At 68.7% G+C, this 8,152-nt stretch carries 8 protein-coding genes; 7 read left to right on the top strand and 1 reads right to left on the bottom strand.

What is annotated here, in order from left to right; all coding sequences use genetic code 11:
- From A4R44_RS42520 to A4R44_RS42495, 7 genes are all read left to right on the top strand, one after another.
- Positions 1 to 840 (top strand): class I SAM-dependent methyltransferase (locus tag A4R44_RS42520; protein WP_232792043.1); only part of this gene is annotated, 840 nt, incomplete at its 5' end.
- Positions 837 to 1,274: a hypothetical protein gene (locus tag A4R44_RS51590; RefSeq protein WP_232792042.1), complete on the top strand. Its 438-nt coding sequence runs from the start codon at positions 837 to 839 to the stop codon at positions 1,272 to 1,274. The genes A4R44_RS42520 and A4R44_RS51590, both read left to right, overlap by 4 nt.
- Positions 1,217 to 1,546, top strand: a complete 330-nt coding sequence (locus A4R44_RS51585) for a phosphotransferase (protein ID WP_369806069.1) — start codon at positions 1,217 to 1,219, stop codon at positions 1,544 to 1,546. Before A4R44_RS51590 ends, A4R44_RS51585 begins: the two co-directional genes overlap by 58 nt.
- Entirely contained in the window at positions 1,543 to 1,926 is a 384-nt protein-coding gene (locus tag A4R44_RS42510) for a hypothetical protein (protein WP_232792040.1), read from the top strand. The genes A4R44_RS51585 and A4R44_RS42510 overlap by 4 nt, the downstream gene beginning before the upstream one ends.
- Positions 1,910 to 2,560 (top strand): histidine phosphatase family protein, encoded by a 651-nt coding sequence (locus A4R44_RS42505; protein WP_067594587.1) that lies wholly within the window; start codon positions 1,910 to 1,912, stop codon positions 2,558 to 2,560. The genes A4R44_RS42510 and A4R44_RS42505 overlap by 17 nt, the downstream gene beginning before the upstream one ends.
- The gene (locus tag A4R44_RS42500; protein WP_067594584.1) at positions 2,557 to 3,408 is read left to right on the top strand and encodes a phosphotransferase; all 852 of its coding nucleotides are present in this window, start codon (positions 2,557 to 2,559) and stop codon (positions 3,406 to 3,408) included. Before A4R44_RS42505 ends, A4R44_RS42500 begins: the two co-directional genes overlap by 4 nt.
- A gap of 36 nt (positions 3,409 to 3,444) precedes the next feature.
- Positions 3,445 to 4,731, top strand: coding sequence for a UDP-glucose/GDP-mannose dehydrogenase family protein (locus tag A4R44_RS42495; protein WP_095213974.1), 1,287 nt, complete (start codon positions 3,445 to 3,447; stop codon positions 4,729 to 4,731).
- A gap of 37 nt (positions 4,732 to 4,768) precedes the next feature.
- Here the strand turns inward: A4R44_RS42495 and A4R44_RS42490 are convergent, their stop codons facing one another.
- The gene (locus A4R44_RS42490) at positions 4,769 to 6,685 is read right to left on the bottom strand and encodes a DUF6541 family protein (protein WP_157905151.1); all 1,917 of its coding nucleotides are present in this window, start codon (positions 6,683 to 6,685) and stop codon (positions 4,769 to 4,771) included.
- Between the last annotated feature and the right edge of the window lie 1,467 nt (positions 6,686 to 8,152).

Here is an 8,152-nt window from a genome sequence, read left to right as displayed (position 1 = left end):
CAGGGAGGCGACCAGTCCATGCCCGCTACCCCCTTCATCGATCCCGACCTCATCGCCGGCTCGCTGTATTCGACGCCTGCGAGGATCGCCGAGCGCACCGGCGCGCTGCACGCCGCCAAGATCTCCGGCGGAGACGCGACAGCCGCCGTCGTCGACCTCGCCGCCAGCTCCGCCGTACCGGCGCCGCGGATCTGTGACATCGGCTGCGGACGCGGAACGACCACCCTGCGGCTGGCAACCCGGCTCGCACCTGCGCAACTGATCGCGGTCGATCAATCCCGGGCGCTACTCGGCACTGTGGCCGAGCGCCTCGACGACGCGGGGCATTCCGTGCGGACCGTGTGCGCGGATTTTCATCACCTGCCGCTGCCGGACGCGAGCATCGACATCGCCGTCGCGGCGAACTGCCTGTACCACTCCGCCCGGCCCGCCGATGTTGTGGCCCAGATCGCCCGGTGCCTGACCGCGGGCGGGCGAGCCGTCCTGGTCACCAAATCCGCCGACAGCTACCGCCAGATCGACGAGTTGATCGCGGAAGCCGGGCTCGATCCGGACGCAGCCGCACGACCCAGCCTGTACGAGACCTTCCACGGCGACACAGCTCCCGGCATCGTCGCCACGTCATTGCGGGTCGAGCAGGTTCTTCGCCAGCAGCATGTCTTCCGGTTCGCCGGACTGGACCAGTTGGCCGGCTACGTGGACACCTCCCCGAAATACCACCTGCCAGACCGCCTCGCCGGCAGTGCCGGTCTCTTGGCGGACGAGTTCCGGAGACGGCTCCGCGACCGTCCGGTCGTCGCGACGTCCACCGTCACCTACGTAAAGGCGGTGCGACCGTGACCGGCCCGGTGTACACCAAGCGGTACCAAGATCCCCGCCGCGCCGCCGAGGCGGCGGCGCATCGCGAATGGCTCGCGAATCTGGAGTGCGAGGTCCGGGTGCCCGCCCTGCGGGCAGCGGATGCGCACTGCCTCGCCTTCGAACACCTCGGCAACCGGCAACCAGGCCCTGGCGACCTCGAACTGCTCGCGCAGGCGCTCGGCCGGATGCATGCCGCAGCGTATGCACAGCACCTGCACGCGGCCCGCCTCGATCAGCCGTTCGCGGTGTCGCCCGGCCTGGTGATCCGCGATTTCGCGGGACCTCGCCGCGAGGCACTGCGGCAGCGGCCCTTGCCGGTCGAGGCGGCCCCGCGGCCTTCTACAAGGACGCCAACATCCGAAACTTCCTGCTCACCGACGAGGGTGTCGCGATCGTCGACTTCGACGACCTGACCCTCGCCCCGTTCGGCTACGACCTCGCCAAACTCGTGGTCAGCACGGGCATGACCCACGGAACACTCCGCTCGGAGGCAACAGAAGCCGCGCTCGCCGTCTACAACATCTGTGCCGGCCGGCCGGACGACGCCACAGCGTGTACTTTCGGCCAGCTGCGGGTCTATGCCGAATTCCACCACCGGCTCACCGCGCGGTACTTGCATCGCAACGGATACTGCCACGCTTGGCCGGACGTACGCCCGTGGCGGGAATCCGAGGTGTCCTGGTGAGCCCCCTGTCTTCCGGGCCGTCCGTCTCCGGCGCACACGCCGGGCTGGAACGGGTCCTGGCCGACATCGCCGCCGAGCGGGAAGCGCAGCACGCCGTCCACGGAGTCCAGCAGCATCTCCCCGACGGAACGGGCCCGCGGTGGGCAGGGCTCGCCGACAGCGCCCGCCGGGAATGCGACCGGGCCGCAGCCGCCGGACGGTTGACCTGGCGGCACATTCTGTTCGAGGAAGTCGCCGAAGCACTCGCCGAAAGCGACCCGATCCGGTTACGCCGCGAACTCGTCCAGGTCGCCGCGGTGGGCGCACAGTGGCTTCAGGCCATCGACAACCGCGGTGTGCCCGCGGCAGCGGAGGGAAATCGTCGTGGCCGTCACCGCTGAACTTCTGCTTGCCCGGCACGGCGAAGCCGCTTGCAACGTCGAGGGAATCGTCGGCGGCGACCGGGGCTGCACGGGGTTGACGCCGCTGGGGAGAGCGCAGGCCGAACGACTTGCCGCGCGTCTCGCCCGGGAGCACGCCGAGCATCCGTTCGACGTCGTATACACCACCCCGCGCCGCAGGGTCCTGGAGACCGCCGAGATCGTCACCCGGGCGCTGGGCGTGTCGCCGGTGGTCGAGGCCGAGCTGGCCGGCGCGGCTCACGGCGACGCCGACGGCCGGTCTTGGCACGAGGTCAAGTCGGCGTTCGGCGGGCCGCCGCAACACAACCCCGACGCGCCCTACGCGCCGGGTTCGGAATCCTGGACCGCGTATCTGGAGCGCGCTGCCGGAGCCCTGGAGAAGATCCTCACCCGCCATCGGGGAAAGCGGGTCCTCGTTCTGGCGCACGGCGAAACCATCGAGGCGGCCGGCACGCTCTTGCTCGGGCTCACCTCTGCGTCCTCGCGCCGCGCCAGGCCCATCACGGATCACGCGTGCCTGACCCGCTGGCAGCTGCATGTCAACCGATTCGGCCAGGAAGTCTGGATGCTGGCTGCTCACAACGACACCCGGCACCTCGGGGACGAGCCGTGACCGTCGCACAGGACTTGCTCGCTCTCTGCCGTCTTCGCCTCGACCCGGAGTCCGAGCCGCTGACTCCATGCGGAGGCCACGACGAGATCCGTGTCCTGCGCGCGGCGGCCCGGGTCGGCGAGGTCGTCGTCAAGGCCTACCGTGATCGTGAACGGCACGAACAGGAACGGCGCGCCTACCGCCGCTGGGTACCGGCGCTGGGGGAGCGGGCACCGCGCTTGCTCGCGGAAACCGACGACCCGCCCGCGATCATCGTGACGGCGCTGCCGGGCAGGTCCGTAGCCGAACTCGACCTGCCGATCGAACGCGAACAAGAGGTATTCGGCGAGGCCGGCGCGCTTCTGTCGGCTTGGCACGAAACCGGACCGGCGCGCGATACCCCGGACATGACGGCCTGGCTCGCAGATCGCGGGGAACAATGGCTCGCGCTCGCCGAACCGGTCCTGCCCGCTCGCGAAAGAGCGAACACCCGGGCGCGGCTCCGCGAGCTGGCCGCGCTCGGCCCGCTCCCGGCAGTGCCCTGCCACCTGGACTTCATGCCCCGAAACCTGCTGTACGCCCCAGGCGGCATCGTCCGCGTCATCGACTTCGAGCACGCCCGCTACGACCTCGCCGCGCGTGACCTGGTCAGGCTGGCCGACCGGATCTGGCGAGAACGTCCTGACCTGGAAGAGGCGTTCCTTGCCCGTTACGGCCCCCTGTCCGATGTGGACCGGCACGTCATCGAACATTGCGCGCATCTGGACGCCTTGACCGCCGCGGTGCGTGCCACCGGGCGTGCCCTCCCGGTCGGAAGGCCGGGCCAATCCCCGGACCGCCACCTGCGCGAGCCGACCTCGCGTGCGTGATCGCGCCTTTCCCGCTCACCGAATCCGGAGACATCCGTGATCATCAGCGAACGTATTTGCGTCATCGGCAGCGGCTACGTCGGACTCACCACCGGAGTATGCCTTGCCTCGCTCGGCCATTCCGTCACCTGCGTGGACCGCGATTCCACCACAGTCGCAGAGCTTCGCGAAGCCCGCACTTTCCTCGCCGAACCCGACCTGACCGGGCTGCTACGACACGGGCTGGAGACCAACGCCCTCCGCTTCGACACCACCGCCGAGGCGGCCGCGGCCGCCTCGGCGGTCGTCTTCCTGTGCCTGCCGACTCCGCCAGGAGCCGACGGCTCCGCCGACCTGACCGCGATCGAGCAGACCGTCCGCCGCATCCGGAAGCTGTTGCGTCCCAGCGCGGTGCTGGTGACCAAATCCACCGTTCCGGTCGGCACCGCCGACAACATCAGGACCTGGCTGGACCGGGAAGACATCGCGGTCGTGTCCAACCCGGAATTCCTGCGCGAGGGCCACGCCGTGTACGACTTCCTCCACCCCACCCGCATCCTGATCGGCTCGAACGAACCGGTCGCGGCCAAGCGGGTCGCGGCGCTCTATGACGCCGTGCGCGCCGAGGTGATCGTCACCGACCCCGCTACCGCAGAACTGTCGAAGTACGCGGCGAACAGCTTCCTGGCCACGAAACTCTCCTACATCAACACCGTGGCCGAGGTGTGCGAGGCAGTCGGCGCCGACATCACGGACCTCACTCATGTGCTGGGCACGGATCCCCGCATCGGCGCGGACTTCCTGAGCCCCGGCCCCGGCTGGGGCGGCCCCTGCCTGCCGAAGGACACCCGTGCGCTGCTCCGGCAGGCCGACCACGCCGGGGTGGACTTTCCCGTGCTGGCCGCCGCTATCGCCAGCAACATCCACCACCGCGGCCGGATGATCGCCCGGCTGCGCGATGAACTGGGCCGGAATCTGTCGGGAGCCCGCATCGGCGTCCTCGGCCTGACTTTCAAGACCGGCACCAATGACCTGCGCGACTCCCCGGCCAGCCACGTCGTCCGTGCGCTGACCGGATTCGGCGCGACCGTCGCCGCGCACGACCCCACCGTGCACCACGAGATCCCCGGAGTCGAGGTCAAGACGGACGTCTACGAGGTCGTTCCGGGCATCGACGGGCTGATACTGATCACTGACTGGCCGGAGTACCACTCCCTGGACTGGAACCGCATCGCGGGAATGATGGTCGGCGACCTCGTGCTGGACACCCGCAACGCTTTTGCCCGCCGTCATCTGGCTGCCGCCGGTTTGCGGTGCGTCAGCCTCGGCCGGCGTTCTGCTTGACCGATGCGCCAGGCCGGGGGCTTCGGCCGGGCAATCCTTACCGTCGCATGCGGTAGATCCGGCAGCTTCGATTGCCGAAGACTGCGGCGAAGGCGGGTGACTGGTCGAGGGCGTCCAGCCCGGACGCGCGTTTCCGCCCAGGCAGAAGCCCGTCCGAGACGAACACATACCGGATGTTGTTGCGTTCCGCCGTTTCCTTCACCTGCGGATTGGTATCGATTTCGTCCATCGCGGAGAGCAGAAGCTGCCGATCCGACCCTGCGGTGTAGGAGCCGAAGTACGGGATGAACGTCCTCACGCCGGATAAACCGTATGTCCACACAGTCCCGTCGCTATTGTCGTTCATTACCTCTTCCCCGGGCTTTGCGTGGGCCGCCAGCCAGCGCATCGCGTCCTCGGTTTCCGGCGTGACGGTCGTACCGTGGTAGGCCGGTTTCAGTCGAGCCTGATTGGGGCCGAGATACACACTCGCCACAGTCACCAGCGCAACCTCGATGCAGGCAGCCGCGGTGATCGTCGCGCGATCGTGGCGAGCCAAGCGTCCCCAGCGTGCGCAAAGCCGGGAGAGAGCGGACTGCGCGGCGGCGAACGCCAGCCCGGCCGCCGCGATGGCCACGAAGGTCACGATGACGACGAATCGGAAGGCGTCATTCCACCACGGGGCCGTAATCGGTTTGAGCCAGCGCGCGTCGGATGAGGCGGTCAGGACGTAGAGGATGCCGAACATCAGGCCGATCCACAGCAGCCAGCGGCGTTCTCGATCGCGCCACAGCAGGACGATTCCCGCCCAGGAGAACGCCGCGAGCACCCACTGCGGCCGGGTGCCCTCGCCGCCGAGCACGGCCAGTTTCCCCAGCGATCGGACGAGGGTTTCCTTGGCCGGCCAGTCGTACGCCGACACGGTCGGAAGCATCCGCAGGAGCCCGATGAGCGTGGGCAACGCCAGAGCTGCGGAAACCGCTGCCAGGACGGCCGCCCGAAAGAGCCCCGCTCCGGCCGTCGCGGGGGTCCGCTTGCCGAGGCGGACGACGGCGAAGACGAGACAGGGCACGGCGATCAGGATCACGCTCGGCTGGGTGACGAACGTGCCGTGCAGGCTTAGCGCAGCCGCGGCCAAGGTCGGCGCGCCACCGTTCGTGATCCAGCGGATCGCCAGGGCGGCCGCCGGCCAAATCAGGCACAATGCCAGCGTGTAGGGATACAACCCTCCGTATTTCCACAAGGCGTAGGGCATATTCGTGAACGCTGTGCTCACGGCGACGCTGGCCGCGGTCCAGCCGACCGGCGCCCCGACGCCGCTCAGGAAACCGGCCACTGAAACAGGGACGATTACGACCGCGACGACCACGACGAACGCGTTGAGCACCGTCGGTATGCTCTGTCCGGTCGCGTGCTGGACGAGGGCGCCCATGAGGTGAAAAGCGTTCGGATAGTAGAAGGAAGAACCCTGCGCAGGGTCGCCTATTTGCGCCAGGGAAACTGGATTAGCGTCTCCCGTTTCGCTGATGAACCGGATTGCGTTGCCGTGAAATATCGCGTCCCACAGTTGCGGTACCGAATGCGGATTTCCCATGCCGCCCAAGGTCGTGACCGCGGCGATCGTCCCGGCAATGCCGATGCCGAGTGGTATGGACCACCGGCGAACCCGGAGAAGACCCGGCGGTGAGGCGTCCGGCTCGCGGTCGGGCAAGGCGTGCCTGCCTGCCTGCGGCACCCGGCGACGCCAGGATCGGCGACCTGCCAAGCAAAGGGCTCCGACGAGGCCGACGAGGAGCAGAAACGGCTCGAACCCCCACCGCATGCCCGTCGCGGTCGCGGCCAGGCCGGCCAGGCCGGTCATACTGAGCGTCACCGCCGGGGCACAAGCTGCGGCGACCCATCCGCGTTGTCCCAGGAATGAGATCACTGCAAGTCCGGGCAACCACAGGATCGCCGCAGCGACGCAGACGGTCATCATTGCGGCCATTGTCACCGCTGCATCCCAGATCGCGTGCCGCCATTCAGGCCATTTTTGCTGGTGCTGATTGGGCCCGCGCCGGTGCGGGCGCGTGACGACCTAGGCATGGCGTGCGCGACATGGTGGCACCCCAGTACGGCGAGCCGGGCGATCCGGCGAAAAGGAGCTGCTGCTTCAGACTTGCCCCGCGGTCAGCGCTGTAGAGCCCCGGCCCGCCGAGGTCGAAGCGGGCGAGCGGGTGCGCTGAGGGCGGGCCAGAGGCAGAGCCTGCCGGTCGAGAACCAGTCCTGCGTCTCTCTGGTGGTGGGCCAGTCGGCGGAGGGCGGCGGCTCGCAGTCGCACTGCTCAGGCTCACCTGCTGCTCGGTAGCGCACAACCACCTGCTCGCGTCCGGCGGCTCGATGTCGCGGTCGGCCGCGTCGTCTTTGATGAACATCGTCGAGTAGTCCAGTTCGAACTCGCCGGCGCAGCGGCACAGCAGCGTGGCCATCCGGCCTTCAATCAGTCGATGATGTTGACGTGTCCTGCAGCTAGTACAGGGTCCTTCTGGAATGGGAGAAGCCCTGCAGATTGGTTGTTTCTGGAACATGCGCTCGGCGACTGCGGCTTTCGAGTCCGGGTTCCGCAGGTGCTGCGGGGCGCACGGATGCCCGCGAAACCATGCGCTGGCTGGAATGAGTCTTGCTGTGATCGCGAGGCCTGGCCGGGGAACCGGTCCGGGGCCGTCGGCCGGGGAAAGGGGAGTTGCGGTGCCGATGGATCTGGTTGCCGAGCTTGGCGAAGGTTGGTGCGTGACCCTGGTCCGCAGGCGCGAGCCTGACGACGTACTGACCGTGATGGGAGCGGTGCCGGGCAGCGTCGGACCGGCCGCGTTCGAGGGCGCCCCGGCGGGGCGACGGACCGGGAGCTGGTGCTCGCGCGGACGTGGCCCGGACCGGGTTGGACGTTCGCGGTCGAGTGCGACGGGCCGAGCGGGTTCCTGGGGTGGCGGCGCGAGCTGCTGGTCGTCCTGTCCGCGCGGGGCGGTTTGGCCGGGACGGCGCTGTATTTGCCGAATGTGCAGGAAGTCTGCGCCGCCGAGGACGGACGTGTGGTCACGGTGGCCGATCCGCTGCGCAGTTACCGCCGCTCGGGCACGGACCGGTTCGCCGTCCGGATGCGCGAATTCGGGTTCCGCGTCTCCGACCGTCCAGCCGGACGGCCGGGCCAAGGACGCGCCCGGATCCGCCGTCGCTCGAAAAGATCGCGAGTGGCGTCGGCCCGGAGAGCCGATGCCGCCCAGGCGGAGGGTTGTCGAACGCCACGCGACCTTCCACAGCATGTCGCACTGTCGCTCCGGATCAGTCGAACTAGCATCGGCGTCCGTACCCGAACCTGTGTTCGAGCGCGCGCGATCCGCGTTGGTCGAACACTAAGCGCATCAGACGGGGCCGGACGGAGAGAACTGGTGCCCGAGACTGTCGA

The sequence above is a fragment of the Amycolatopsis sp. M39 genome, assembly GCF_001651785.1.
GTDB lineage: Bacteria > Actinomycetota > Actinomycetes > Mycobacteriales > Pseudonocardiaceae > Amycolatopsis > Amycolatopsis rubida.
The sequence above is the reverse complement of the archived record's forward strand: the minus strand, read 5'-3'. Positions and strand labels throughout refer to the sequence as shown.